The following is a 24,733-nucleotide window of genomic DNA, read 5'->3' on the forward strand; positions in this document are numbered from 1 at the left end:
CGTTGTCGTTCCGATAAGTTTTCGTCAATTCAGCGCCAATTCATTGCTATGTTCTTACGCCAATTCATCGCATTAGGAGGACGAAAAAAAATGGCGAAAAATCAACGTAATTCCGAACGAAGTTTAATCTTTAAAACTCGCAAAACTACCGGAAGGCAGCGCGCATTTAATCTCGCGGAATCTATTAACGTATATATAGAAGATAAGCGTTTAGCTAAGCGCTCTGAGCAAACGATTAAAACGTATAGTCAAACGTTACGGCATTTCGAAAAGTTTTGCGCAGATAGAAACCTCACAGGAACCGAATCCGATTGTGTAAAAGAATACGTTAAGTTTTTATCTTTTGAGAAAACGAAATGGGACGACCATCCAACGAGTCAACGGTCGCAACAAGACGTTGGTGTGTCTTCGCGATCAGTCAATAACGTTATAAGGAATCTACGTATCTTCTATAATTGGGCGCAAAAAGAATACGGTATTTTCGATGGGTCGCCGGCGGAACGGGTCGAATATCAAAAAGAGGCCGAGCAAACTTTCGAAGTATTTACGGACGAGGATGTAACTAAATTATTATCCACCCCGAATAAGCGTACATATACCGGTTTTCGCGACTATGTAATGATGTTGATTCTCGTAGATACTGGCGTACGTATAGGCGAATTAACGCACACAAAGATTGCGGACATCGACCTCGTATATAGACAGATAAATTTACGCGCAGAAATTACGAAGGCTAAACGTTCGAGAACGCTTCCTCTTTCGAAAACTACAGCAGACGCAATTTCCGAGCTTATCGAATATGTTAACGTTCAGGACGAAGACGATTACGTTTTTCTTACACAATTCGGAGAACGTTATTACGGCGACACGTTTTCGAAAATGCTTAAGAAATATGGAAAGAAAGCCGGCATCAAAGACGCGCGTGTTAGTCCGCATACGTTTCGTCATTATTTCGCGGTAAAGTTTCTATTGAACGGAGGCGATCCGTTTGCTTTAATGAAGATTCTCGGTCATACCGATATGGCTATGACTAGAAGATACGTAAACTATTTAAATAGTAACGTTAAAGAAATGCACGAAAAGGCGTCGCCTGTTACTGCGTTAATAGATAAAGGTAATAACCGAAAACGAGGACCGAAGATGTTTAAGTAAGGACGGATTTTATTCCGTCTTTTTCTTTTACTCAAACGCCTTTCTGAACCGCTCCATAAGCGATCCTCCACGATTTAAGCGTGCCTTAACCGTCCAAGCCGCCTTCCTAAACCCAGCGTATAGGTATTCGTCGAAACGCTTAATTTCGTGCGATTTCGCTTTCATAATCGTTGCGTGCCACGCTTCAACGAAAGGCTCCGCATGTTCTTCGAGTCTGATCGTTTTGTCTACGCTTGCCTTAGCGCGCAAAAGAATTCCGTAGTATTTATAAATTTTATCTGCGTCAAAGTAGCGAGCCATTGCGTTATAGATTTCGTTAGGCAACGCGCCTTTTAACGCTTCAGCCGGTATTACCGCCGTATCTAATACGTTATTTTGGTTTTTAGAACGCTTAATTAAATCCGATGGTTCGTTTTTCGTTTTCGGGGCTTCAGCCGTTGATTCCGTAGGCTTCTCGGCTTGTCCGCGATTGGACACTGTCGACTGGTCATCCGCGCCTCCAACCGGCAGGATCACGATAATATTCGCGCCTTTGCCTCCGTTTATCTTCCGTGTCGTAGCAACCTTCTTTACGATGCCGAGCCCCGCTAATTTATTCAGTGCCCTCCGCGCCGTCTTAACGGACTTCTCGATCAGGCCCGCCAACGTTTCCGCTTTAAGGTGCGCCGCCCCGCTAAACTTAACCGCGTAACGTGCGATCATCTTAAGCGCCTGGCGATCCGTATCATTAAGCTCGTATGTATTGCGCTTGATATGTTCGTAAACAGCTTCGTTAAGTTGAGCCGTCGAGTCGAACGTTTGGTGTTCCGCTAAGTAATGCATATCGCTACCCCCATATCGTTATGTCGTTATTTTGATTATAGATATTGTTATAACGGTATGTCAATATTTTTATTTACACGATAGCGATATTTCGTTATAATTAACGTAACATAAAACGGAGGCGATTCGATTGGAACTCTACGTTAAATTGGACGAGATATTAGAAGCCCGCGGATGGACCCGCAAGAGGCTCGCAGAAGAAACGCAGCTTAGACCGAACGTAATCAGCGAAATCTGTAACCACCAGCGCACAACTTATAATCGTGAGCATATCGGACGTATTGCGAAAGTTCTTGGCATTACGGATATGAACGAATTGTTTGAGTTACGCGATTAAGCCCACGATTAATTCGCGGGCGTCTTTTCTTTCGGCTTTGTTATCGACTGGATGAACGCAGTAAAAGTCGGCGCCTGAAATACTTTAAATGGAAACGAAGGCAATCCGTATCGCGTATCCGATAGAATCAGTACGTGCGGAAACATTATCCGCTCGGGATTCTGCCACGGTTCCAGTGCGATAATGCCCGACTGGAAAAACGCTTCGTACCGGTCTAACTTTTCGCGCATCTGTTTTTCCGAATAGACTGACCGCTGCACCTCGATAAAGAAAGGCGTCCGCCGATATAGCGCAAATATATCCGGCTCGACCGTACCTTTATCGCCGTACTTCGGCTCCACCAAGAACGACTCCAACGCCTGACCTCGCATCTCTTTATAAACGTTACCTATCGCAAGAAAATGATCGATCTTGGCGCTGTTCTTTTTCATCGTTGTTTCGCCGCCGAAGTACACGTAAGGCTGGCGCGCCGTCGATCGCTGAATATGTCCGTCTCTAAGTAAACGCAGCAGAACGTTATTGGCTGCGTATTTTGGTCTGCGCAAATTTCCGAAATGTAGCTCGGCAATCGTATCGCGATCCATTACGCGAAATTTATTAAGATCCCCAATGATCGCTTTATCTCGGTTAGTAAGGGCCATCGATAAACACGTCCTTTTCCGTTAAGATTTCCGGCTCGGCTGCCGGTGGCGTTACGTCTTTGGTCGGCGATTTCATTACGCAATACGGATTCAGCAGCGCCTTCGCCTCGTTCATTTCGAGATACGGCGCCTGTAGTTCGTAGGTTTTGTCGGCCGCCATTATAAAGCGCCCACTTACGTCCAGCTTCTCGGCGCCTGGCGTATTGACGATTCGGGCCTCCGTTATATCGCGCAGCTTAAAGCCCATGCTTACGGTTAGATTTGCGCGGATAGTCGTATCAAGCGTTTTGGCGTTCGGCCGCTGCATCGAAAGAATTGCGAATACTCCTAGCGTACGGCCAATCGCGACGAGCTCCGCTAATACGTCCATGATCTCGGCGTCTTTTCTTAATAGAAGAAACTCGTCAATGCAGACGACTATATACGGTAGTTTACGGTCATCCGGGAGCTCATCGATATGGCTTATTTCGAATTGCTCCGTAAGGTTGCTGCGCTCATCTAATTCGCGTTTTATGCTTCGTAACATTCTTCGTATATCTTCCGCGCTCGTTAGAACGCACTGTACGTGTTCGACTTTCCGGAATACGTGAAACTCCGATTTCTTGCAGTCCGCAAGGTATAACTGCATCCGGTCGGGCCGGTTCTGTTTTATCAACGTCGTCAGGATCGACCGTAGCTGCGTTGACTTTCCGCTACCCGTTTCGCCCGCAATAAGAATATGCGGCTGCGTTAATAAATCGAAGCTAACGTATCGGCCGTGGCGATCTTTGCCCGCAATAATACCGAGCTTGTGACGCTCAATGACCGGCTGGATCTCCGCAAAGTCATAGCGCAATACGGCCGGCATTTCGGCGCTATAAACCGTGAGTATATACCGCTTTAGATCGCCGCTTAGTTCAACGTTGCGTCCGAATACTTGCCGGAATACAAATTCCTTTTTCGCGATTTCTTTCGGGTCCATTCCGTTTAGCAACGTAAATACATATCGCGTTCTCTCTTCGTTAATATCAACGTCATGGATTTTCGGATATCGGCGCGCTTCTTTTCCGTTAGACAAGCGCTTGGCTGTGTACAGGCCGGCGGCATCAAAGGCGTACTTTAGCGTCTGCTTGGCGTGTAAGTTGCGCAAGAACCGTTTCATATCGCGTTCAAAAAACGCAGTAGCAACACGGCATACCCCGCAGGTAGGACGAACCGTAAGAGCCCGTTTACTGCGTCTCCAATATACGCAAATTTGCCGCCGAACAAGCGCCCTTCTAGCCAAGCCGCTCCGATGCAGACCAAGCCCGCTCCGCCCACTAACGCGTACAAGCCGACTACCTCCGGAGACATATCGAAAAATCCTGCCGCTGTGAATCCGCCGGGCACGAACGAAAACGCTCGCGTCATTCCCGCCCTGTCGTTCCTTCGTCTCGCTTCGCTCATCTCTCTCACTCCTTAATAAATTTCGTAAACGGCTTCGTTACGGGCGTTAAACGCGATAAAGTGCGGTAGGTTAACACGGTAATAACCGTTACGGAAGTCGTAGCCAAGTGCGGTAACCTTTTCGCAACTCTGCCGAACCTACCCGCACCCTACCGTTTAGCTGCCGTGTAGTTGCCGTTTAATAAACGTTACGCGCTACGGATCGTCCAATATCACAGTTTTTTGCCCACGTTTAACTTTCCGATTTTTTGGACACGCTGATTTTAGGAGGTGTTGTCCGATGTTTGGACTAGGTAAACGACGCAGCCGATTCGGCCGCTTTTTAGATCGAGAAGGAATCGCGCAGGAGGAAGTTCGCCAGAAGGCCGGCATAGGTCACGGCACAATGACGAGCATGTGTAATGATCGCGATTATGCGCCGCGTATTTCAACGTGGGTTAAAGTACAGCGCGCTTTAAGGTCGCTGGGATACGAAGTCGATCGAGAGGATTATTTTGACTGTTGATAACCGAACGCACATTCGCATATAATAAATGCGGAGGTGTTCGCCATGGAGATCGAAGATAAACGGTGGGCGATGCGCATTATATTGCCGGAGCACAGAGCCGGCCTAGAGCGCCAAGCCGAAGAGAAACGGAAAGTTGAAAAGCCGCAGCTGGATGCGCAGCAGATCGAGGATATGGAACTAACGGTCGCTGAATCGATGGAGTTCGGTGCGCCGCTCGCATTCGAGCTTTACGACGATGGATACATACGAGAGGTAATTGGTGCAGTACATTACGTGGACCACATACGGAAGGAGTTTCGCGTGAAGGACGCCAAAGGCGGTACCAATTTCGTTAGGTTTGCGGATATCATAAACGTAAAAAACGCCCCATCCGGTTAAGGACGGGGCTGATTTCATTTATTCTTTAAACACAGCATGCTCAAAATAATGATCGGCGACTGTTTCAAAGTTCTTATACTTAAATTTATCCCAATTTATTTCATCAGCGGTTTTTCGCTCTAATTGAATCGACAAGACTTTTTGAAACGAGGTGTTTCCTTTAGCGTCCTCTAATGGGAATTTCCAAGTTATTATTACTCTTCCGACTGAGGCATCTTCAAATATACGAGGGAATAACTTTTCAGCTTCTTTTAGCATGCCTTTTTTAACCATATTATTCGTTAGATTATTACTACCGTTCAATTCGAGGTTTACGGTTTTTATATTTTTATTTTCGTTATCGACATCATCTGAAATTTCAAGTGAACTTAATTTATCGGTATCATCCGTACCTTTTTCTTTCAGCTCATCCGCAACCAGTGTTTTTATGCCTTCTTCGGTAGCTTTAAATGGAGCATCTTTTTGTGCTACCTCTTCTTTATCCTTATCCTGAGCATCTACATTTACTTCGCTACACCCGGATAAAACTAAAATTAAAACCGACAGCACCGTTATAATTGATTTTCTCATAATAAAAGCTACCTCCGTCGTATGTTAGTAAAATTATACTACGGCGCCAAACTTATCCGCAATGAGTTTTTATGTACGCGAGCACCTACGTTATCATACGTAAGCACTCGCTAAAAGTTTCGTTATTTCGTTGTACCTTCGCGTTTGGCCCCGAGCTCAAAAAGACCTGTCGCAGCTAATCCCGCAAATCCGCCGGCCCATAACCGCAGCACCAAGTCGAGGTCGGTAAACGGATAAGCAACCGCGCCCAATCCGATACCAATTACGAAGCTTAACGCCGGGATCACATTAGTCGGAAGCTTAACCGTTTTCTTAATGAGTTGAACAAGCGCCGTTAAAATAGGTGCCAGTACAGTCGCGAAAATTAAAACGTCTTGCATAGTATCGTCTCCCTTTCGTTATTTTACTGTTGCGCCGGTTGATTTCGCAGCGTAGATATTTACTTTTCCGAACTGATCCGTTTTGATCGTATAGACGTCCGTTTGAGGGTTCGCAAGGACTTCGTATTTAAGGCCTCCGAACTTCTTAGGACGCAAGTAGCCGCATTCATTTCCTTTAACCGGTGCTTTGTTAGTTGGATAGATGCGCCAAGAATCGGCTGATGCCGGAAGATAAACGTATTTCTTTCCTTTAGAGGTCGACGTTGAACCGCCTTTAAGCTTGAGCACTTGACCAACCGTAATTTTATTCGCGTTCTTGATGCCGTTGTACGCTTGAAGCTTCGCCACACTTACGCCTGTTTTCTCCGCAATTTCAGAAAGTGTATCGCCTTTCTTGACGGTATAGGTAGATCCGGAAGCTTTAGGCGCTGATTTCTTCGCGGATGAAGATGACGTTGATTTACCGCCGAGTGCTTTAAGTTCCGCCGCAATATCCGCTTTTACTTCTTCCCATCGATCCTCGGCGAGAACACGATGCGGACAATATTTACCGGACCAGTCTTGGTGCTTACGTACGCGATCAACGCCCCAGCCACGCTCTTTTAACAGTTGCGCGATAAATTTAATCGCCAGTTTCTCAGCCGCTTTGTACTTAGCGCCGCCTGACTTCGAATAACAGACCTCGACGCCGATAGACGTACGGTTTCCGGAAGCTGCTCCGTTACCATCTCCGGTATGCCACGCGTTTCGATCTGCCGGAATACCTTGTACGACCTCCTTATCGTCCACCGCGAAATGATATGACACTTCGTTGTTGTTTCCGATCATGTACCGAATCTCTGCGTCCGCTGAAGCGTCGTTCGCCGTATTGTGGAACGTAATGTACTTCGCATCCATTGAATACGGACACTTAACGGAATACTTACTTGATGCGACTAGATTCTTGCGCACTGAAATCGCCATTTTATCGTCTCCTTTCGAAATTAAAAAAAGCCCGCCGGGACTCTCACCTGACGGGCGTAATGCGTTTATTTACGTAAAAAGCGCGATACCTACCGTAAGTAACATTCCTACTACGGTCAGCATCACGCCCCATACCCATTTCGTATTTGCTTTCATGTCCGCTATATCTGCGCGATTCTCTTTCGCCAATGCCAATGCTTCTTCGGATTTCTCGTCAGCACGTTCAGCCTTCGTTTTGACTTCGTTAAAGAAATCGACCTTGGTGTCTATCCGAACCAGCCATTCGCGAATGTCCGCTATTTTATCGTTGAGCTCGTTGTTACTCGGCTCCGACATTGTGCGGCCTCCTTTCCGTTATTTACTCAGTCCCAGTAGATCCGTCAGTCGCCCCAGAAGGCCCTTCGCTGGGAGGTTCCGTATCGCCACCGTCAGTGCCATCATTCGTCGGCTCCTCGGTTGCGGGCGGCGTTTCAGCCGGTGGTTCTTCAGGCGAAGGCTCTGCCGGAACAGTTCCAGAATAAACTTCGCCAGTGATTGCGGCATATTGTTCGCGAGAAATTTTACCGAGCTCGACGAACCGTGCGACCTGTTGCTTATCGTAGTAACCTTTCGCGTAATAAAGCTTGATAGCGTTATACAAGAACGTATTCTCCTCCAATTTACAAGACCCCTTTCTCCGTTGTTAACACGATAAGTTCCGCGATAATCTGATGTGCTGTTTCGGCGTCTTCTTTTGCTTTTTTGACTGCTTCGGTTGCTTCGTTTAGTTGCTTGATTAATACCGAGTTCGCCTGCTGCGTCGTTGTAAGGCCTTCCTGTAGTTCCTCGACGGATGTTCCGGAATCAATCGTCGGCTGTTCGAGGTATTTTTGATAAGCCGCTTCTAATTCGGCCGCAGACGGAATCGGCGCGTCTAGATACCATTGGTTTTCGTCTATCCACTGCTGATCGCCGTCGACCATTACGACATAGTCGCGATTCGGAACGGCGTTCGGGAATAGTACCGTCATTGCTAATCCGATATTCATCGTAAAACCTCCTTAAATCCCCATCGGAATGTCGCCGATGCGGTAAATATCGAAATAGTTGTACCAACCGGAGCCTGACGTAATCGTCAAGTCCTGACCGGCACCTACGAAAATGAACATTTCGATATAATCTCCGACTTCTAACGGAACGGTAACGCCACTAGCGTAATGACCTTGGTTGAATTCGTCTGCCGCAGGATTATACGGATCTTGTCTGTTCTGGTGAATGACTTTATATCTAGTGCCGTTTTTATAAAGGTTAAGTTCCACGTTGTTATATTGTTTTTTACGGTTGATATACAAACCAGTACCAACCATATACATACCACGTACCTTTGCGATAAATCGGTTATTGGAAGTATTGAACTGAGTATGAGAATCTGAGATTACGCGATCAAATTTAACCTTTTGAGTAGCGCTTTGTATCAAAGTTTGTTCATTCGTAACTGAAACATTGCACCAAGAGTTATTACCAAACAGGCTGTGCCACTTACTCCATCCAGTCGTAGAATAATAAGTTCGCACCCAACCGCCGGTATATCCAACGTTGTTACCTGCGCCCATAAAGTGCTGCGCCATACGGCCGGAAGAATACTTTATCGTCATAGCAAACCCGTAAGTCATAGGAAAGCCCGTTTTACCTTCGTCGTTGACTGTTTGAACGGTTACTCCAATCGGATACGTATCCCCGCTAGCAGTTGCGTCGGTTAACGTTAACTGAGACTTGTTGATATTTATTGACTCCGAATTTATTGTGGCAATAGCTGCCTCGGTTGTTGCTTTATCTGCAACCGCTGCCCAAGGCATCCAAGCATCCGCTCCGACTCCAAAGTTTCTATAATAGATATTTTTATAGTCGTTAGATGTAGCCGAGCTTCTATACGGAATGAAAATTTGCAGCGTGCCGCTATTATTGTTCGACTTTATAACCTGTAAAAAAGCCGTCCTGTAAATCGGCATGTTTAGTATCGTCGGGTTAGTCGCGTCTGTTCCGGGAATCAAATAATAAAAACCAGGCGTTGTTAGATCGTTTAGATCTCCGGAGGTTATTGAATTCGCGAATCCTTCATCAGTCGTCAGTTTAAACAGCTGCCCGTTATCTGTTCTCTGCGCATATCTATCCAAACGATTTTTAAGCGAAGTATCCGTCGTACCATCGTAATTAGTCCGAGCCGCAACAACCTCCGCATTGCTATCGCCCTTACTCGCTTCTATTACGAGGTTATCTACGTAAGCATTGACCGCTTTTAACGCTGTATCTACGTTAGTACCTTCGTAACTAATTTGCGATGCAGAGTGTGCGATTTTCGCGTTTTCGTGCGTATCTAAATCGCTGCTTTGCTTATTTAACGCATCCTCGATGGTTTGCGCGTCCTGCTCTTGCTGCTTAAGGCGCGTCGCGTTCTCGTTCGGAGAATACGTTTTTATTAATTTAATCGCCATGATCGTCCTCCTTTGCGTTAATCTGACGGATTGGCCGTCATTAGTAAAACGGATATTTTCGAGCCGGCCGTAACGTACGTACTGTTCGGAGCTATCCGCGCTCCGTTACGCGCAAAACCTAACGTTAAAATATTGCTCGTATCGCCGCCCGGATTTAAATCGGTACCCACGAGCACATTCGCCGCTTTCAGGTTGATGTCCACTTCTACTTGCGCATGTAACAGACTGTAGTAATTTTCGTTAAGCGTGACCCTCAGATCGTTTCCGCTAATTACTACACTGGTTACGAGGTTCTGTTGCGTCGCTACGTATCTAGCCGCATTAGAAACCGTCCAAGCCGTGCCGGTATATTCGAGAATCAGCGTTTGAGTGACCGCCCGCAATTTCTTTGTTGCGTCATCTCTAGCGTAAAGATCCGTGCTAAAACTGGCGCTCGTATTTAGCTTCTCGGCCGGTTCCCGATATGCGTAAATTTTCGCGATACGTTTACCGACTGCCCCTGTCGCATAGCCCGTCAATACCGTTCTAGTTTTCGTATTTGGATCAACATAAACGTGAACGCCCTCAGGCTCTCGGAAACCGTCCTCCCAACTAATCGCCGTATTCTTCGCGAAGATAATCCGCTTTTCGTAAATCGTCGTGTTGCCGCGAATATCATAGACGCGAAGCATGTTCGGTTCGGTCGCTTCGTTTGCGTCGCCCGTATACCAATAGACATACGGATAGTCCATATACGCGCCCTGAAAGATCGTGCCCGACGGAAGATCAACCGTCATTTCGTCTACCGTTTTTAAAACGTCTTTTCTAGCGCTTTCTAGGTCTTGCGCAACAACTTTATTTTCACGACGGAAGAATAATAGATTGTGTTCGATATCTAGCGAAACTACCGTGTATTCTTCGCCGCCGAGGTTTTTGGTCCGCTGAATACTCGGATCGTTGTAACGAATGGATGCGCCTGGCTGATACGGAAAACGAGCGATTGTATGCGTTCGTTCTACATCCGACGTATAATAATGGCTCCAGATGTACATTTTGCCTTCTGACGCCGACCAATCAAGGCCAATATTCGTTCCGTGACCGCCTTCGAGACAGACCATATAGTCGAGCATCTTTCCGGATAGATCCATCCGCGTAATCACAAACGATTCCATGTTCGGATTTTTGCCTTCACCGTTCCACACTTGCGTCGCGTATATTTGATTGTTTACACGGTCGATGTTGAACGATTGTAGAACCGTCGAGTGCGCTAAGTTAAGACGCGCATATAACTCCGGCGATTGCTTCGTAAAATCTACGTAGGTGGCCGCTTCTAGAACCTGCGTTGTGGTCGTCATGTCGCTTGAGATCTCGCGCCGTATTTCGTTGGTGCGCGCCTGGATATAATTTTCCTGATTACGAATCCGCAGCATTTCTTCGACTTGCATATCGAGCACCGACTTACTTACGTTTGCCAGCGTTAATTCTGGCGCATCGTAGGGATCTAACGGATTGTAAGTCATCTCAACGATCCGGACCGTATCTTCGTACGTAGTTCCGGCGATGAGTGTATCCGCGATTACGTTGATTGAATCACCGATATCAAATTCGTCCTCGCGTCCGTCCAGCAACGGATCATAAAACGCGATTGGTGTGACCGATATCGTTATTTGCGGATAAGGGTTAACGACTTCCTTTAGCGCCGCTTCCATGCTCGACTTTGACGTATATCGATCGTCAACTATCGAAGCCGCATAGCGAGGCCGGCCGTCGAGTAAAAAGTAATTCTCATCCGGATGGATATACTGAAACGGTTCAAAGGCGTACTTGCCTGTATTCTCGTCTTTCTTACCGAACCCCCACGCCCGCGTCGTAATGTTTTGCGAGGAAGTTTTAATCGTTATACCTTGAATGTTATAGCGCGTATCGAGTCTAAAGTTTCGCGCCTGGCCGAGCTGTTTATATACGTAGACCATATCGTTATCTACTGCGAGTTCGACTTTGTAATCTTCGACAATTTCGTCCATAAGTTCGATGCCGTTTTTATTTCCGAAGTTTTCTTGAACCACGGAAGAAACGTTAGCCGCATCGCTTGAAATATCGTATCTAAAGCCGCTGCCTGATAGCGCGTGGCTTAGCGCCTTGGATAGAGAAAGGGTGCCGGATAGTTCTTCGTTAACGAAGTGGTTATTGAGCCGCATTGTGTACATGTGGTGAGCCGTTATGACTTTCGTTAAAGACTCGTCGACTTGCTCCTTTTCAACGTCCGTAATGAAATAGCGCTGTGCTCCGTATGTCTTTTCGTCTACTATCAATACGTTAGTTTCCGTTAATAGATTAAACGCGAGTTGGTTGTCATACGTAAGCTCGATCGTAAAGCTAAGTTCCTTCTTGCCGTCCGTCCCTACTTTGAGAGACGGCGCTACATCTATATCGAGAATTTCCTGTTGTTCTCCGGTATCTACCGACTGTACGAATAGTTGTTTGATAGGCCGCCCCTCCTTTATTTATAGTAGAAACGTGTTTTGAATCGAATATCGACCGCGCTCGCATTTTGTACGTAAAAGCTGTTATAGCCGGGCGCCATAGACGGAAAACGACCGGAGGTTTTAACCCCGGCCGAATCGTTTACAAATACGTATTGTCGCCTAATTTCAACTTTTTGCGTTGAGTTAAGCGTTGTCTTTATCGTTAATGATTCGCCTGTCGTGCGATTAGCGATCGTTATATTAGTGCCGGCCAAATACATCTCGACCGTGTAGTCGTGCTCCGTCGGATAAATAGTAACGTCCGACGCGTTGTAGACTTTAAAATCTGCTACGTCCTTAAACCGGTAAGGAATGTCGTTTTGATCCGGAATATTCATGCCCGGAAAAAAGTGCTCGCCGGCAACGTTTAGCGCCGTCTCAGACGTATACTTCGACTCCGATAAACCGTCCAGCGCGAGGAATTCGAGTTCGATTTCTTTGTAGTTTTTCTCCCGATTCTTTTCGCGATCAAATACGTCATCGCATACGACCTTCCAGCGAACGCCTGGCGTGAAAGTATGCGTAATGTAGTACGGTACATCCTGAACGAAAAGCTTCGCAAGAGCATCCCGATATAGATAGAAATGCTCCGGCGATCTTGCGGACAATAGAAAAACGGCCTTGATTTTGCGCTCTTTGTACTTCACTCGTCGTTGGCGCTGAACAAGACCGTTCCTATTCGCTAAATCTAACGTAGTTCTACCGATGCTCGGAGACTCCGGCGTAAAGCTTTGAAGCCTAACGAAAGGGAGTAGGCTTCGTAGCGATTGGTCGCCGTCTCCCTGATCTATTAACAAATCGAACATTACCTAACCCCCTTCGAAAACTTCTTGGCGTTCATAATGCGTGCGCTGCGATTGTCTAACGCCTTGCCGTCAAGATAAACCGCCGTGTCTTTATCACCAAGCGCTTTTGTTGCGTTTAGTTGTTCGCTAGAAATCGCGTTTTGTTTTTCGAGCAAGCTAATAAGCTGCGCAGTCAGAGCTGCGCTTTGGCCTTCGTTTGAAACGCCGAGCTTATCACCCGTTGATTTCCAAAGCTGAATCGCACGTTGACGGTTGTTCTGCAACGGAATGACCGCTTCCGGTCCTTCTTCCGCAACCCAAGCGAGCTGCTTCTGCGTTACGATGTCGCCAATTTTGTAACCTTTGTACGGACCGCCTGCGCGCATTGACTTAATGCCTGGCGTATTGAATACCGTTCCGTAGCGCGAAATGATGTACCGGATGGCTGCAACCGCGTTGTGTACCGGATTCATGATGTCGCCCATGCCTTTCATCTTGTGCGAATCGAACGTTGTTCTTATCGTCTGCATAAGCCCCATCGATGGCGTTCCGCGCTTCCAGTTGATGTCCCACTTGTTAATCGTAGATGGGCCGGTACGTCCTCCGGATTCCTTCATCGCGATAGTCGTTAATGGGCCGAACCAATTGCTCGGAACTTTCGTAATCGCCATCGCTTTACGAATCCACTGTTTAACGTTTCCGGTCGCTTTTTCTCCGCTGCCGAAGCCGCCGCCAAAATCATCGATCTGCTTCTTAACGAAACCGACCATTGACGACTTAACCTTTTCGTAAGCACCTTTCGCCATGTTGCCGAATACGCCGGAGATTTCCGGAAGCTTTAGGCCGAGGCTGCCGACGACTTTCGAGACTAGTTTCTTCGGATCGGAAACGTAATCCCATACGTCAAACGCGAATTCTTTGACTTTGTTGACGGCACCTTTCGCGACATTGACAACGGTGTCTTTCGCGCCTGAAACTGCGTCGACTCCTTTTTCGAATAGGTTTTTCTTCTTCGTGCCTTTCTTAAAGGCCGGAATACCTTGCGCGATAAGTTTTTTCGTCATGTTATGCGGAAGGACTTGCGTTCCTTTCGGCAAATTGAACAACGTATCTCTGCCGGGACTTAAGCCGGTAAATCCGGAAGGTGTGCGGAATAATTCAGGTCCGCCTCCATCGCCTAAGATCGCCGGGCCGCCTGGATGTCCGCCTGCTGACGTACCTTTCGCGTATCTAGGAATCTCTAATTTCGGAATGTAGTGTTTTTTATCAACACCGATTAGTCCGAGAACCTTATTGATACCTTTTTGCGTAAGTCCGTTTACGATGCCTTCGAATCCGCCGATCATCTTATTTCCGAGAGCTTTAACGCCACTAACCGCTTTTCCCGCCATGTTTTTAATTCCATCGCCTATTTTTCCTGGGAGGGCTTTAGCGTTCGAAACCATTTTATTGAATGTGTTGACGGCGAAATCCTTTATTTTATTAAATATTTTTTTCGTATTACCCCATAGAGAATTCCAAGCGCTGACCGCCCCACTTGCAACTTTCCCAGCTAGATTTTTCACGGTAGAAACAATGCTACTCCATATTGTTTTTAACACCGTCTTAATAGCATTAAATACGGTAGAAGTAACGGATTTTATTGTATTCCATGCGGTTTTAACAACTAGTAAAACTAATTTAACCGCACCTTTAATAACTGATGTGATAATCGACCAAACGCTCTTCAGGATTCCCAATACAGCATTCCAAACACCTTGCCAGTCTCCTTTTAATAGGGAGGAAAAAAGCTTGATGACATTAGTTACTATATTAAGTGCGCCCTGAATGACTTTTACAATTACCGGGAAAACAATCTGTACGACTTGAAGTATAAAACGAATCGCTGGAATGACTACGTTTTGAATAATTATTGCTACACCCTTCAATATCGCAATGATAACTGGGACCGCCGCTTGGATAATCGCTAGAACAACAGGAAAAATCGCTTGAACCACGTTGAGAACGAGTGGCAAGACGTTAGTTACGAGATCTTTTATTACAGTAGCCAGTAATTTGATTATCACAACAACAATCGGTAACGCTGCTTGTATGATCGTCAGGACTGCAGGGAAAATCGCCTGGACTGCGCTTAATAGAATCGGTAGCACTTCAGTCGCGATCATTTGAATTATCGGCGCAATTGCTTGAATAAGACTCAAAGCTACTGGAAATACCGCTTGGACTACGTTCAGAATAATCGGCAGTAGTGACGTAAACCCTTGAACAAGTACCGGAAGCACTGCCGTTACGATTGACGTAATTATTTGCAGCATTGAACCTTGTACTTGCGCCCACACGCTTACTAGTCCGCCAACCAGGCTGATGATTCCCGGAAGCATCTGCGCAAAAGCACCAGCCAATTCACCGATTAAAGGCGTAATCTGAACGACTGCGTCCGAAAATGCTACGCCGAGCGTTCCTGCTAAGCTTACGAACGTCGTACCTAACTGCGCGAATGCTGGACCGAGTTCTGCGATCGCCGTACCTAAATCCGCAAATGCTGGCTTTAACGTAGCTAGACTCGTAACCATAACGTTCATTGTTTCCGCAAACTGTGGCGCTAGTTCAGCCGCAATCTGTCCGAAGTATTGGCTAAACGCGTCAAACACCGGTTGCAACGCCGTCATTGCGCTGCTAATAACGCTTGATACTTGCGACCAAACAGTCGTAACCGAGTTGCGAAATTGTTCGTTCGATTGGTAAAGTCGGAATAAGAATCCGGTCAAGCTGACCAACGCTGTAATCGCGAAGCCAATCGGTCCTGATACGCCCATTAACGCCAACCCAAACGCTGTAATCGTCGGTGCAACGATAGAAATAACGCCGCTTACGCTTGAGAATGCCGTTTTAAGCTGGGCGAAGAACACGCCCGCAGCTTCCGATACTTTAGCCCCGATTCCTTGAGCGAAAGACTCCGATGCTTTTTGGCCGATTGAGTAAAAGAACGATCCGATTGCACTAATGGCCGCATTAAATCCGCTTTGTATTGCGGTACCTATGTTGACTGCTCCGGCTGCAAACCCGTTCCACATGGCCGGCCCTTTTTCGAGCAAATATGCTGCTACGCGATCGACAGCCGCTACGATTCCGTCAAAAGCTACCTTCGCGCCGTTATATGCGACTAAGGCTCCGGCTTTGATTGCGTTAAAAACTACGCCGAGGAGTTTCTGTAGCTGTTCCGAGTGTTTGTATACGAGTGCGAATACCGCTATCAGACCTAATATTCCAGCGATGGTTAAAGAAATAGGACTGGTTAATGCTGCGAATACGGACCCGAGAACGGTTCCGCTGACGGCTAGTATCCCGCCCGCTTCGATCAATGCACCGATACCTGCTGCCATCGCGCCGAATCCGGCTAACACCGCTCCGAACGTCGTTATGATACCAAGGATCGCAGCTACAACTGCCGCAGAAATCGCGATAAACTTCTGCATACCTGGCGATAGATTATTAAACGCATCGACGACTTTTTGAAGAACAGCAACTAACGCTGATACGACCGGAGTTAATGCTTTACCGATATTGATCTGCGCTGTTTCGAACGCGCCCGAAAGTTCCTCGATCCGACCTTTCAAGTTGTTCATACGCTCCGCAGCAACGTCGGCTGCCTTGATTTTATCCATCGCCTTAGCCATTGCGGTAAAGCCTTTCGACCCTTCTTTTCCGAGTATTAACGCGCCACGAATTGCGTCAGATCCAAAAATATTATAAAGAGCTTCCTGCTTATCTTTCGCGGACATACCGTCGAGCGCTTTCGAAAGTTCCCCGGAAATCTCCGTCATGCTACGTATATTACCGTTCGCATCGAAAAACTTGTTATCCATGATTCCGAGGTTTCTCGTCGCTTTATCGAAGGCCTTCGAAAACTTATCGGTTCCTTCTTTCGCGCCTGACGTTTTCGCGACGTATTTATTAAGGGCGTCGTAAATATCGCCTAAGTCCTTGGTCGCCGGCTTGAAGCCTTTTTCAGCCATCCGCTTATAGGCTTCGGTTGTATCAAGCGTTACTAAACCTAAGTCGGACATCGATTCATATTGCGCTTTTGTCATTGGCACTAAACGGCTGAGCATCGTTTTAAGTGACGTACCCGCATCCGATCCTTTAAGGCCGTTCTGCGCGAAAACAGCAAGCGCTGTCGCCGTATCTTTAAACGTCAGCCCCATTCCGGCAGCAACCGCAGAAGTCATCGATAACCCGTACTTCATTTCTTGAACGTCGGTTGCCGAAGAGTTGGCCGCCCCTGCCAGAATATCCGCTGCTTGCGCTACGCTGAGGTTGTCGTCCTTAAACGCATTAAGCGCAGTCGAAGCGATTTCCGCCGCATCTGCCAATTCAAGTCCTCCGGCCGTTGCTAACGATAGCGCTCCGGAAAGGCCGCCGTTTATAATATCCTGCGTAGATACACCGGCTTTGACTAGTTCTTCCATACCCTGCGCAGCCTCTAGTGCGCTGTATTTCGTATCAGCACCGAGTTTGACCGCTAGGTTTGTTAAAGCATCGCTGTATTTATTCGCTTCTTCCGGATTCATAACCGATTTAACGTTCGACATTTGCTGTTCGAATTCCATCGACTTTTTAGTCGCAAGGCCTAGCGCTCCACCAACCGCTAAGGTAGCCGCGCCGAATGATGTCGCGATTTCCGAACCGATCGACTGCAGATTACCGCCGACCGTCCGGAGGTTTTCGCCACTTTCTTGGGCTTGCGTTCCCATGCGATGCCATGCGTTGGCTTGCTGTTCTATCTGCGTATTGGTCGATCTTAATTGCGCCTGCGTTTCGCGAAGCTGTGCGGTCGCTTCGTTCATACGAGCGCTAAGTTCCTGCGTTTCCTGTGCGTCCTCACCTTTTGCGCGTTTAGATTCGAGATATAAACGGCGAAGGTCTTTAAGGCGCTGCTGCTGAAGATCAATCGATTTATTTAAGTGGTCGGCTTTCTGCCTCAGTTGGTCCGAGGTCGATCCGAAGTTATCAACGCCAGCCGTTGACGCTTTAAACGCCGCATCAAGCGCACGCATCTTCGTCGTGATCGTATTGACACTCGCGTTTAGCTTAGCGCCTAGCTGTGCGAAACCTGTACTCTGTTCCTTAATCCGTTTGTTGACGAGATCGAGTTGGTCCTCGGTTTTCCTCATGGCCGCTAACGCTTTGTTGTACTGCGTTAGTAACTTAACGGAGGCAGCCGCATCTTTTCCTTTTGTCCGCACGCTTTCTTCGTACTGACGCTTAAGATCGGTTAGTTTCGCTTTGTGTACTTGTAGCGTCCGATTTAGTACGTTCGCTTTCTGATTAAGAGTATCGAGACTATTATCGAATTTACCAGCACCAGCCATAGTCGCCTTGAATTCGCTATTAAGCGCACCGAGCTTTCGATTGATATCTGCAAGGCCACGCGTTAGGTCTGCGCTTTCTAGTCCGATACTGACTCGCAATGAGCCGAGTGATTCCGCCATGCTTTACCTCCTTTCTAAAAACCGAGTACCTGATCGATATAGACTTCCTGCTTCCCGCCGCTTGAATTGCTGCGCTTGTTTTTACCGCTATCGGAATATTGCATGAGCTCGAAGAACCAGCCGATGTCCATTTCGTCTAGGTAATAGATATCCTGCGGGCGTTCCATGCTGTCGAGATAAAGCTTTTTAATGTCGTGTTCGAGCTTTTCGAGGAAGTCTAAGGGGAAAAGGTACCCCGGCGTTAGTTTTTTGCCGGAGTCTCCGCAGTGGCTTCACCTTCACCTTTCGCAGCTTCTGACTGTTCAACACCTGCATTAACCGTTCCTACAACGCCTTGGATCGTATCGGAAATAGTTGAGATCATCTTTTCGGAAGAAATTCCGTCGTAGAATTCGTCAAGCGAGAACTGTCCGTCGTAAACGCGAACAACGTAATCAACGAGGTTATCAAGATCGCCAACGTCCAGGTCGTCGAAGTTGCTTGTTTTCGAAAGTTTGATAGCTTCGCGAAGCATTCTTCCTTTAATGAATGGCGCGCTAAATACCTTTTCTTCACCGTTGATTAGTAATGTAATTTGCATATAAACACTCTCCTAGTTTTTGTTTTTTAAGTAGTCAAATAAAAAGAGAGCCGGCTTGCGCCGAACTCTCCGTTGAATCTATTAAGCTCCTGTATTTTCTTCCGGTGCAGGCGCAGACGTAGAAGGCTCGTAAACTTTCTTAAACCAATCGTTAATGACCGTCTGATTAACGCCTTCACCTTTCGTGTAAACTGAACGTCCCCAAACGCCGTCAAATTCACGACGCATGAACGTTCCGGAAATTGAATCCGTCTGGAATTCCGGACTATCCGTTTTAGTTGCGAATTCTTCTTCTTGCAACTGGAATTTACCTTTATATAACGCGTAAAGCTTATCGCCGCCGCCCGATACTTGCGACTTAAAGAGCAACGCACCATATGGCGCCAAGTCGGTATCTTTCTTTTCGAGTACGCCATCCGCGTTGATCGTATGGCCGAGCAATAATGCCTGGATGTCGTGAGATAATTGGTCAACTCCGATCTCTACCTCAACGCCTCCGAAAGCTGTTTCGATTTCTGACGGACCATCATCCGCGTTCAAAGTTTCGCTGTTTGTATTCGGTGAAATAGATGCCTCGATTGCCTTACCGACCTTAACCGGCGTATCGTAAGTGGCGCCCGTAGCATCGTCCTTAATCAATTTCGCAAAGTAAATATCGCGTAATCCCATGCGTGTTCCTGCCAAATTTATTCCTCCTCTGTATTTTGCGCATAATAAAAACGGAGCACCTTGTGGTAGATCTCCGTTTCGTTTTCGTATAGGTCGTACTGCCCTAAGCGACCAAAGCCCGCGTCAACGAGCTGTTTCTTAACGCCAGTTTCTAGCCGGGCGTATTCGCTAGGGTCCTTCGTATAAACATCAACTTGAACGTAAAATCCCGTCGCTTCCTCGGCATCTTCCGCGTTGAGTGCGCTCTTTTCGTCGTAGAAGAAAAACCGGATATACGTTTCGTCCTCTCCGCGATACTTCAGAAAAACAACGGGCACGCCCAACGGTTTAAGCGCCGAATTAACGATTGCCCGTGCACTCATCGCAATAACTCCCTTTCTAAATAGCGTCTAATTTCGCGCTGTGCTTCGTTCTTTTTCGCGTTGAAAGACGGCTCAATGAAGGGCATCGCTTGGTGTCCGGGGTGGTCGACTTCTCTTCCGTAAAACGTAGAACCATCGCTCATAACCTTTTTGTTCTTCGCTTTCTCTAAGTGCGGACTGGTGCCGAACTCAGCGAATCGCGATATAAAGTCGAGGTCGCTCGGTCCGATTTCGATAATGTCGTCCTTAACGTCGCTGACCAGGATCTTGCTTTGCGCGCTAGGCTTTCGCGCTTCCATCTCGTCAAATACCGGTTTAGCGCCGGCTTCGAGAGCGCCTTTCTTAACTGATTGAGCTTCGCGCCCCAGCCGATTAAGCTGCGCCATTAATTCGCGCATCCCTTTTACATTTGATCTTGAACTCACTTAACGTTGACCTCCTTCGCAATAATCGTGAAGGTAACGTTCGCTTCGTTATCGTTAATGAAGCTATCAACCTCGAACTCTCGTGCACCATATTTAACGCGCATCTTATTGTTGAGCAGCGAATCCATCCGCTTTGAATACCGAATGATAAAACGGGTCGTCCTCTCGGCCTGAATCGTAGCCGCCGCGATATATTCTCGGCCCTGTAACGTCTTTACTGCCGCCCATACCGTAGCGACTGGCGTCCAGCCGTCGATCTCAAACCCTTCGTCATTCGTCGTGTTTGCGTATTGCAAAAACGTGATTCGCTTGTTTAAACTTCCGATATTTACCGCCATAGCCTCACCTCAATTGAAGGATCATACCGGCGATTTTAGTTCCGCTGTTGGCTGTCGTCCTATTTTCGTAGGCATCCGCGACATAGATCAGCGCCGCCATTTTGTATAGGTCTGATTCGGTATCCTTTACGCCTGCGTTTTCCATGTGCTTGGCTGCTGCGGAAATAAAAAAGGAGACGAGGTTATCGTCCTCATCTCCGTCAATCCGCAAGTATTCTTTTGCTTCATCAAGCGTAAGAGCCATCGTTATTCACCTGCCGGTGGTGTCGGTTCGTTAACGGTAATAGCAACCGTTGTTTTAACCGAAGGCTTAACCTTAGACGCGACTGTAATCGTCGTTGTGCCGGCCGCTTTAGCCGTTACTAAGCCGGAGCTTGATACGGTTGCTGTTGCGGTGCTACTAGACGTATAGGTCACGTTTTGGTCTGCGCCTGCTGGCGAAACCGTTGCGTTAATCTGGTACGTATCGCCAACCGTTAATGTCTTAGAAGATTCCGTTACGTTAACGCTTGTAGGTTCGGTCGCTAACGTTGTAACTGAAAGCTCGGCGCTAAGTGGTGACGGATCACCGACGTTAGGAATTGCGCGAACCTGGTATTTATACGTAGTTAATTGCGTCAAGCCGCTATCTGCAAACGATGTTCCTACGCGTGTTCCGATAGATACTCCGTCTCTATATACTTCGTATTCTTTGATGCCCCCATTAAAGGTTACGGCGTCCCAACTAAGGGACACCGATGTGTCTTTAGGAGTCGCCGTTAACCCTTGGGGCGCATTAGGGCGCAGTTACGACGGACGCGATACGGAAAGCAGATTTAAGTTTGATTTTGTGATCGAACCAAGCAGTCAGAACGAATAAGTTTTCGCCTGTGCTGATGTCTTTGTCGCTTTCGTAAGTGATCGCTGGATCGTAGTTAAAGTGAGAGTAACGGAAGTCACCGACGATTGGTTTAACCGCAGCATCAGAGAATACAACCGGTTTACCGATGATTTGCTCTGGCTGGGCGTTGTAAAGAGTTGTGCTGCCGTTTGCAAGAGTTTCGATCATTTCAAGGTAATCCGCATAAGTCATCATAACTTTGGCGTTCTCGCGGAAATCTTCTGGAAGATCGGCGATAGCCTTTTTAATCGCTTTGTAAGTAGATTCTCCTTCAACTTCTTTGAGTCCAGCACCGTAGAATGACATTTCTTCTTCGCCAGCTTTCGGAGTCACAGCGAAAGAAACTTTCTTTTCTTTTGCAGCCAAACCGGACTGAAGCGCTCGTTCAACTGTTGAAACCAAATCGGTATCAGTTGCAGCCAAAATAGTTTCAGAGATTTTAGCTTTAACTTTGAACTTGCGACGGCCGAAAGTAACGACTGAGCCTTCAACTTCTAGTTCCTTAGCAGTCTGTGTATCTTGAATGAAGTCGTCATCATCTAAAGAAAAGTCCACTTTAGGGATCTCAAGATTTGTAACGTTAGTGTAAGTTGATACACTGCGTAGTGGGTTTGTTACAAAAGGCTCGTGTAAAAGCTCTTGTGAAACTGTTTTAGGAAGGAGTTTTTCGCCACCAGTTCCATTGTTGTCTCCTAAAACCGCTCTAACTTCTTGTGCAGGAACTTCTTTACGTACAGCTGCGCGAATGAATCCGGCTTTAGCTGAGATTTTTTGTACTTCAGGGTCGTTACTAGATAAACCCGCAGATACACCAGCTTTTGCTTTTTCTAAGCTCGCTTGGATTTTGGCTTTTTGCTCGCGCTCTAAAGAATCATGTTGGTTTTGAAGAATATCCATACGCTCTTTAAGGTCATCTTTCTTCTGTTTAAGAGCTCTTACATCTTCGATAGAAGCGTTCGGATCAGCAGCTTTGTTCATAATTTCTTTTTCAACTGACGCCAATTGTGTACCTACTGTGTTTAAGTTAGCCTTCAGATCAAATAGTTCCATTAAATAATTCCCCCATTTTTGAGTTTTAGTAAGTTGGTTTGTGCTTCCGCGATAAGTTGCTCGCGTTCCAGGCGCTCTTTTTCCGCCTGCTTTTCGTCTTCCTGCGTTTGATTTAGTAAAGCGTCCGGAGTATTCCGGTAACTCGCGAATAACTTCGTATCTACCTTCGCAGCTACTTGATTAGGTGCTTCGATGCTGTCGCAAAGCCCTAATTCGAGGCATTCTTGCGCTGTAAGCCACGTTTCAGCGTCCAAAAGCGCGATTAATCGGTCACGATCAAGCTTTTCGCCTGCTTTTCCGAGATAAGCCTCGATAAGACTTTCGCGAATACGGTCCATGTCATCGGCCTGCTTGCGGAGTTCGTCCGCGTTGCCCTGCGCTAACGTCCACGGATTGTGAATCATCATCATCGCGTTTGCGGGCATAAAAATAGCGTCACCGGACATTGCGATGACGCTTGCGATACTGGCCGCCAGCCCATCGACGTAAACGTTAACGTGGGCTTTGTGCCGTTTTATGATGTTGTAGATCGAATTTCCTTCGAAAACGGACCCGCCAGGCGAGTTAATATAGATATTTAGCGTAGAAACGTCGCCGAGTTCGTCTAAATCCGCCTTAAAAGTCTGCGCTGTTACTTCGTCGCCCCAAAATTGAGCCGAACTGATTTCGCTGTAAATGTAAACCTCGCCAGCTTTAGCGTCATTCTTCGCCGCTTTGATTTCCCAGAACTTCTTTATCGTCCTCACCTCCTTTCGAGTCTTCGTAATCATCTTCGTTAGTTTTTAACGTTGGAGGCGTTGGCGCGTCGGTGCTCGTGATTTTCTGCTGTGCGACTTGATCGATCGGGAATAAGTCTTTGCTTAAATAAAGCGTATCTCCTCCCTTTTCTGGCGGTAAATCCTCCCACGCACGCACCTCATTCGGCTTAAACCAACCGCTCCGGATGCCTTGTTGATAGAAATTACCGCGAGTCTGCATGTCTCCGCGCAATAACGCGTTCATACTGAACTTAAAATAATAACCGGCCTTGCGTTCCTTTTCGGTCAGCAACTTCCGGTTAAATTCCTTTTCGTATTGAGTTGCGATAGGCATCAGCGTGCCTTGTACATAATCGATGTAAAGTTGCTCCATGTTCGATACGCTGCCTTGCGTTTCACCGAGCATATATAACGGAATGTTAAAAGCCTGCGCAACCCTTGAACGGGTCACTTTTTCGACCTCAAACGCCTTTGTATCGATGAATTCCTTCTTTAAATCCTTAATTTCAACGCCAGGTTCTTGAATTAGAATGCCACCATTATTCGAATAGAAGTTCCGGAAGTTCTCTAACATCGCTGTTTTCCGGTCATCATCGAGTTGGTTGGCGACTTTGAGAATAAACGATATCTTGGCGCCGTCCATCTGTTCGAGACTGAACGTCCTTACATCGCGATCAAAGTCGAGCGCATTCCGCAGTACCTTTAACGGCGAGATTCCTTTCAGTCCGTCAACGGATACATGCTTAACGTGAATGATATCCATGTTATGAACGAAGTAATTTCCGTTATCACCGAATATCTCGTACCAGAGCTCGCGAGTCGATTCTTCAATGACCGGCTGCACTCTCGAAGGGTCTAAAACGTCCAATCCGATGACCTCATAACGCATTCCATACCGTTTTAACGCGTATCCATCCCCTGAGATGTTCCGATGCGTCTCTAAAAGTCCGATCATTTCACCGGAAGTCATGTTATGGTTCGGCGCGTACGTTAATAGTTCTGATGCCTGCGACTCGATTGGCTGATAGTTCTTGTACGCCTTGATCGGTAGGCTTGCCATCGTATTTGATAGCCGAGATACAGCCGAAAAGACTGTTTCGTTATCTGCCAGCGTTGTTTCTCCGTAGTTGCCGAAAATACTGGCGCGAGGAATAAACCAATGCGGAAGGTCTTTTTTTACGGCCGCCTTTGATTCGGATGCGCCTCCGAAAAAGCTTCGTACGTTGCTCCAAAAGCCCATTTT

29 protein-coding genes are annotated in these 24,733 nt (G+C 47.0%); 4 read left to right on the forward strand and 25 right to left on the reverse strand.

Going from position 1 to position 24,733, the window contains the following annotated elements:
• A partial coding sequence (locus RAC86_RS12995; protein ID WP_377885701.1) for a tyrosine-type recombinase/integrase occupies nucleotides 1-1,152 on the forward strand: 1,152 nt, incomplete at its 5' end.
• A 27-nt stretch (nucleotides 1,153-1,179) separates the two neighbouring features.
• Here RAC86_RS12995 and RAC86_RS13000 read toward each other — a convergent pair.
• Nucleotides 1,180-1,974 carry a helix-turn-helix domain-containing protein gene (locus RAC86_RS13000; protein WP_377885702.1) on the reverse strand — a complete coding sequence of 265 codons (795 nt, stop codon included), beginning with the start codon at nucleotides 1,972-1,974 and terminating at the stop codon, nucleotides 1,180-1,182.
• A 130-nt stretch (nucleotides 1,975-2,104) separates the two neighbouring features.
• Between RAC86_RS13000 and RAC86_RS13005 the strand changes: the two genes are divergently transcribed.
• Nucleotides 2,105-2,311, forward strand: a complete 207-nt coding sequence (locus RAC86_RS13005) for a helix-turn-helix domain-containing protein (protein WP_377885703.1) — start codon at nucleotides 2,105-2,107, stop codon at nucleotides 2,309-2,311.
• Nucleotides 2,312-2,319: 8 nt separating this feature from the next.
• Here the strand turns inward: RAC86_RS13005 and RAC86_RS13010 are convergent, their stop codons facing one another.
• From RAC86_RS13010 to RAC86_RS13020, 3 genes are read right to left on the reverse strand one after another with little or no spacing between them, the layout of a single operon-like run.
• On the reverse strand, nucleotides 2,320-2,952 hold the full coding sequence (locus tag RAC86_RS13010) for a replication-relaxation family protein (RefSeq protein ID WP_377885704.1): 633 nt from the start codon (nucleotides 2,950-2,952) through the stop codon (nucleotides 2,320-2,322).
• Nucleotides 2,939-4,081 (reverse strand): FtsK/SpoIIIE domain-containing protein, encoded by a 1,143-nt coding sequence (locus RAC86_RS13015; RefSeq protein ID WP_377885705.1) that lies wholly within the window; start codon nucleotides 4,079-4,081, stop codon nucleotides 2,939-2,941. Before RAC86_RS13015 ends, RAC86_RS13010 begins: the two co-directional genes overlap by 14 nt.
• Before the next feature lie 8 nt (nucleotides 4,082-4,089).
• Nucleotides 4,090-4,377 (reverse strand): hypothetical protein, encoded by a 288-nt coding sequence (locus RAC86_RS13020; protein ID WP_339226357.1) that lies wholly within the window; start codon nucleotides 4,375-4,377, stop codon nucleotides 4,090-4,092.
• Between the two features lie 280 nt (nucleotides 4,378-4,657).
• Between RAC86_RS13020 and RAC86_RS13025 the strand changes: the two genes are divergently transcribed.
• Both RAC86_RS13025 and RAC86_RS13030 read left to right on the forward strand, forming a co-directional pair.
• Nucleotides 4,658-4,882 (forward strand): transcriptional regulator, encoded by a 225-nt coding sequence (locus RAC86_RS13025; protein WP_129092577.1) that lies wholly within the window; start codon nucleotides 4,658-4,660, stop codon nucleotides 4,880-4,882.
• A gap of 45 nt (nucleotides 4,883-4,927) precedes the next feature.
• Nucleotides 4,928-5,263, forward strand: coding sequence for a YolD-like family protein (locus RAC86_RS13030; protein WP_377885707.1), 336 nt, complete (start codon nucleotides 4,928-4,930; stop codon nucleotides 5,261-5,263).
• 18 nt (nucleotides 5,264-5,281) lie between these two features.
• Here RAC86_RS13030 and RAC86_RS13035 read toward each other — a convergent pair whose 3' ends face one another.
• From RAC86_RS13035 to RAC86_RS13135, 21 genes are all read right to left on the reverse strand, one after another.
• Complete coding sequence (locus RAC86_RS13035; RefSeq protein ID WP_161512374.1) at nucleotides 5,282-5,833, reverse strand: hypothetical protein; 552 nt, start codon at nucleotides 5,831-5,833, stop codon at nucleotides 5,282-5,284.
• 122 nt (nucleotides 5,834-5,955) lie between these two features.
• Entirely contained in the window at nucleotides 5,956-6,213 is a 258-nt protein-coding gene (locus RAC86_RS13040) for a holin (protein WP_377885709.1), read from the reverse strand.
• Nucleotides 6,214-6,231: 18 nt separating this feature from the next.
• Nucleotides 6,232-7,176 carry an N-acetylmuramoyl-L-alanine amidase gene (locus RAC86_RS13045; protein ID WP_377885710.1) on the reverse strand — a complete coding sequence of 315 codons (945 nt, stop codon included), beginning with the start codon at nucleotides 7,174-7,176 and terminating at the stop codon, nucleotides 6,232-6,234.
• Nucleotides 7,177-7,245: 69 nt separating this feature from the next.
• A complete protein-coding gene (locus RAC86_RS13050) occupies nucleotides 7,246-7,512 on the reverse strand; it encodes a hemolysin XhlA family protein (protein WP_088110622.1) in 267 nt (88 codons plus the stop codon).
• Nucleotides 7,513-7,534: 22 nt separating this feature from the next.
• Nucleotides 7,535-7,834 carry an XkdX family protein gene (locus RAC86_RS13055; protein ID WP_250623237.1) on the reverse strand — a complete coding sequence of 100 codons (300 nt, stop codon included), beginning with the start codon at nucleotides 7,832-7,834 and terminating at the stop codon, nucleotides 7,535-7,537.
• A 1-nt stretch (nucleotide 7,835) separates the two neighbouring features.
• Complete coding sequence (locus tag RAC86_RS13060; protein ID WP_153952128.1) at nucleotides 7,836-8,204, reverse strand: XkdW family protein; 369 nt, start codon at nucleotides 8,202-8,204, stop codon at nucleotides 7,836-7,838.
• Nucleotides 8,205-8,216: 12 nt separating this feature from the next.
• Entirely contained in the window at nucleotides 8,217-9,647 is a 1,431-nt protein-coding gene (locus RAC86_RS13065) for a hypothetical protein (RefSeq protein ID WP_377885711.1), read from the reverse strand.
• A gap of 17 nt (nucleotides 9,648-9,664) precedes the next feature.
• Nucleotides 9,665-12,130: a phage tail protein gene (locus RAC86_RS13070; RefSeq protein ID WP_377885734.1), complete on the reverse strand. Its 2,466-nt coding sequence runs from the start codon at nucleotides 12,128-12,130 to the stop codon at nucleotides 9,665-9,667.
• Nucleotides 12,127-12,957: a phage tail domain-containing protein gene (locus tag RAC86_RS13075; RefSeq protein ID WP_377885712.1), complete on the reverse strand. Its 831-nt coding sequence runs from the start codon at nucleotides 12,955-12,957 to the stop codon at nucleotides 12,127-12,129. The genes RAC86_RS13070 and RAC86_RS13075 overlap by 4 nt, the downstream gene beginning before the upstream one ends.
• Nucleotides 12,957-17,690 (reverse strand): phage tail tape measure protein, encoded by a 4,734-nt coding sequence (locus RAC86_RS13080; protein ID WP_377885713.1) that lies wholly within the window; start codon nucleotides 17,688-17,690, stop codon nucleotides 12,957-12,959. The genes RAC86_RS13075 and RAC86_RS13080 overlap by 1 nt, the downstream gene beginning before the upstream one ends.
• Before the next feature lie 752 nt (nucleotides 17,691-18,442).
• Nucleotides 18,443-18,595: a hypothetical protein gene (locus tag RAC86_RS13085; protein ID WP_153952124.1), complete on the reverse strand. Its 153-nt coding sequence runs from the start codon at nucleotides 18,593-18,595 to the stop codon at nucleotides 18,443-18,445.
• Between the two features lie 74 nt (nucleotides 18,596-18,669).
• Nucleotides 18,670-19,008, reverse strand: coding sequence for a phage tail assembly chaperone G (gpG, locus tag RAC86_RS13090; RefSeq protein ID WP_250635514.1), 339 nt, complete (start codon nucleotides 19,006-19,008; stop codon nucleotides 18,670-18,672).
• Nucleotides 19,009-19,089: 81 nt separating this feature from the next.
• On the reverse strand, nucleotides 19,090-19,692 hold the full coding sequence (locus RAC86_RS13095) for a major tail protein (protein WP_239795042.1): 603 nt from the start codon (nucleotides 19,690-19,692) through the stop codon (nucleotides 19,090-19,092).
• A 2-nt stretch (nucleotides 19,693-19,694) separates the two neighbouring features.
• Nucleotides 19,695-20,039, reverse strand: coding sequence for a hypothetical protein (locus tag RAC86_RS13100; RefSeq protein WP_377885715.1), 345 nt, complete (start codon nucleotides 20,037-20,039; stop codon nucleotides 19,695-19,697).
• Complete coding sequence (locus tag RAC86_RS13105; RefSeq protein ID WP_377885716.1) at nucleotides 20,036-20,464, reverse strand: HK97-gp10 family putative phage morphogenesis protein; 429 nt, start codon at nucleotides 20,462-20,464, stop codon at nucleotides 20,036-20,038. The genes RAC86_RS13100 and RAC86_RS13105 overlap by 4 nt, the downstream gene beginning before the upstream one ends.
• Nucleotides 20,461-20,802 carry a phage head closure protein gene (locus RAC86_RS13110; protein ID WP_377885717.1) on the reverse strand — a complete coding sequence of 114 codons (342 nt, stop codon included), beginning with the start codon at nucleotides 20,800-20,802 and terminating at the stop codon, nucleotides 20,461-20,463. The genes RAC86_RS13105 and RAC86_RS13110 overlap by 4 nt, the downstream gene beginning before the upstream one ends.
• Before the next feature lie 4 nt (nucleotides 20,803-20,806).
• Entirely contained in the window at nucleotides 20,807-21,046 is a 240-nt protein-coding gene (locus RAC86_RS13115; protein ID WP_042974594.1) for a head-tail connector protein, read from the reverse strand.
• 2 nt (nucleotides 21,047-21,048) lie between these two features.
• Complete coding sequence (locus RAC86_RS13120; protein ID WP_214285684.1) at nucleotides 21,049-21,588, reverse strand: Ig-like domain-containing protein; 540 nt, start codon at nucleotides 21,586-21,588, stop codon at nucleotides 21,049-21,051.
• Nucleotides 21,578-22,732 carry a phage major capsid protein gene (locus RAC86_RS13125; RefSeq protein WP_377885718.1) on the reverse strand — a complete coding sequence of 385 codons (1,155 nt, stop codon included), beginning with the start codon at nucleotides 22,730-22,732 and terminating at the stop codon, nucleotides 21,578-21,580. The genes RAC86_RS13120 and RAC86_RS13125 overlap by 11 nt, the downstream gene beginning before the upstream one ends.
• Nucleotides 22,732-23,478 (reverse strand): head maturation protease, ClpP-related, encoded by a 747-nt coding sequence (locus RAC86_RS13130; RefSeq protein ID WP_377885719.1) that lies wholly within the window; start codon nucleotides 23,476-23,478, stop codon nucleotides 22,732-22,734. The genes RAC86_RS13125 and RAC86_RS13130 overlap by 1 nt, the downstream gene beginning before the upstream one ends.
• Nucleotides 23,432-24,730, reverse strand: a complete 1,299-nt coding sequence (locus RAC86_RS13135) for a phage portal protein (protein ID WP_353881001.1) — start codon at nucleotides 24,728-24,730, stop codon at nucleotides 23,432-23,434. The genes RAC86_RS13130 and RAC86_RS13135 overlap by 47 nt, the downstream gene beginning before the upstream one ends.
• Nucleotides 24,731-24,733: the final 3 nt, after the last annotated feature.

It is taken from the genome of Bacillus sp. LR_5, from assembly GCF_042709275.1.

What these genes read in the sequence shown, in the direction of transcription:
- RAC86_RS13110 (WP_377885717.1), bottom strand. Translation starts at nt 20,802, where the DNA reads ATGGCGGTAAATATCGGAAGTTTAAACAAGCGAATCACGTTTTTGCAA.
- RAC86_RS13030 (WP_377885707.1), top strand. Translation starts at nt 4,928, where the DNA reads ATGGAGATCGAAGATAAACGGTGGGCGATGCGCATTATATTGCCGGAG.
- RAC86_RS13035 (WP_161512374.1), bottom strand. Translation starts at nt 5,833, where the DNA reads ATGAGAAAATCAATTATAACGGTGCTGTCGGTTTTAATTTTAGTTTTA.
- RAC86_RS13080 (WP_377885713.1), bottom strand. Translation starts at nt 17,690, where the DNA reads ATGGGAACGCAAGCCCAAGAAAGTGGCGAAAACCTCCGGACGGTCGGC.
- RAC86_RS13040 (WP_377885709.1), bottom strand. Translation starts at nt 6,213, where the DNA reads ATGCAAGACGTTTTAATTTTCGCGACTGTACTGGCACCTATTTTAACG.
- RAC86_RS13020 (WP_339226357.1), bottom strand. Translation starts at nt 4,377, where the DNA reads ATGAGCGAAGCGAGACGAAGGAACGACAGGGCGGGAATGACGCGAGCG.
- RAC86_RS13085 (WP_153952124.1), bottom strand. Translation starts at nt 18,595, where the DNA reads ATGGAACGCCCGCAGGATATCTATTACCTAGACGAAATGGACATCGGC.
- RAC86_RS13135 (WP_353881001.1), bottom strand. Translation starts at nt 24,730, where the DNA reads ATGGGCTTTTGGAGCAACGTACGAAGCTTTTTCGGAGGCGCATCCGAA.
- RAC86_RS13000 (WP_377885702.1), bottom strand. Translation starts at nt 1,974, where the DNA reads ATGCATTACTTAGCGGAACACCAAACGTTCGACTCGACGGCTCAACTT.
- gpG (WP_250635514.1), bottom strand. Translation starts at nt 19,008, where the DNA reads ATGCAAATTACATTACTAATCAACGGTGAAGAAAAGGTATTTAGCGCG.
- RAC86_RS13075 (WP_377885712.1), bottom strand. Translation starts at nt 12,957, where the DNA reads ATGTTCGATTTGTTAATAGATCAGGGAGACGGCGACCAATCGCTACGA.
- RAC86_RS13025 (WP_129092577.1), top strand. Translation starts at nt 4,658, where the DNA reads ATGTTTGGACTAGGTAAACGACGCAGCCGATTCGGCCGCTTTTTAGAT.
- RAC86_RS13065 (WP_377885711.1), bottom strand. Translation starts at nt 9,647, where the DNA reads ATGGCGATTAAATTAATAAAAACGTATTCTCCGAACGAGAACGCGACG.
- RAC86_RS13010 (WP_377885704.1), bottom strand. Translation starts at nt 2,952, where the DNA reads ATGGCCCTTACTAACCGAGATAAAGCGATCATTGGGGATCTTAATAAA.
- RAC86_RS13060 (WP_153952128.1), bottom strand. Translation starts at nt 8,204, where the DNA reads ATGAATATCGGATTAGCAATGACGGTACTATTCCCGAACGCCGTTCCG.
- RAC86_RS13125 (WP_377885718.1), bottom strand. Translation starts at nt 22,732, where the DNA reads ATGGAACTATTTGATCTGAAGGCTAACTTAAACACAGTAGGTACACAA.
- RAC86_RS13050 (WP_088110622.1), bottom strand. Translation starts at nt 7,512, where the DNA reads ATGTCGGAGCCGAGTAACAACGAGCTCAACGATAAAATAGCGGACATT.
- RAC86_RS13045 (WP_377885710.1), bottom strand. Translation starts at nt 7,176, where the DNA reads ATGGCGATTTCAGTGCGCAAGAATCTAGTCGCATCAAGTAAGTATTCC.
- RAC86_RS13100 (WP_377885715.1), bottom strand. Translation starts at nt 20,039, where the DNA reads ATGAGTGCACGGGCAATCGTTAATTCGGCGCTTAAACCGTTGGGCGTG.
- RAC86_RS13115 (WP_042974594.1), bottom strand. Translation starts at nt 21,046, where the DNA reads ATGGCTCTTACGCTTGATGAAGCAAAAGAATACTTGCGGATTGACGGA.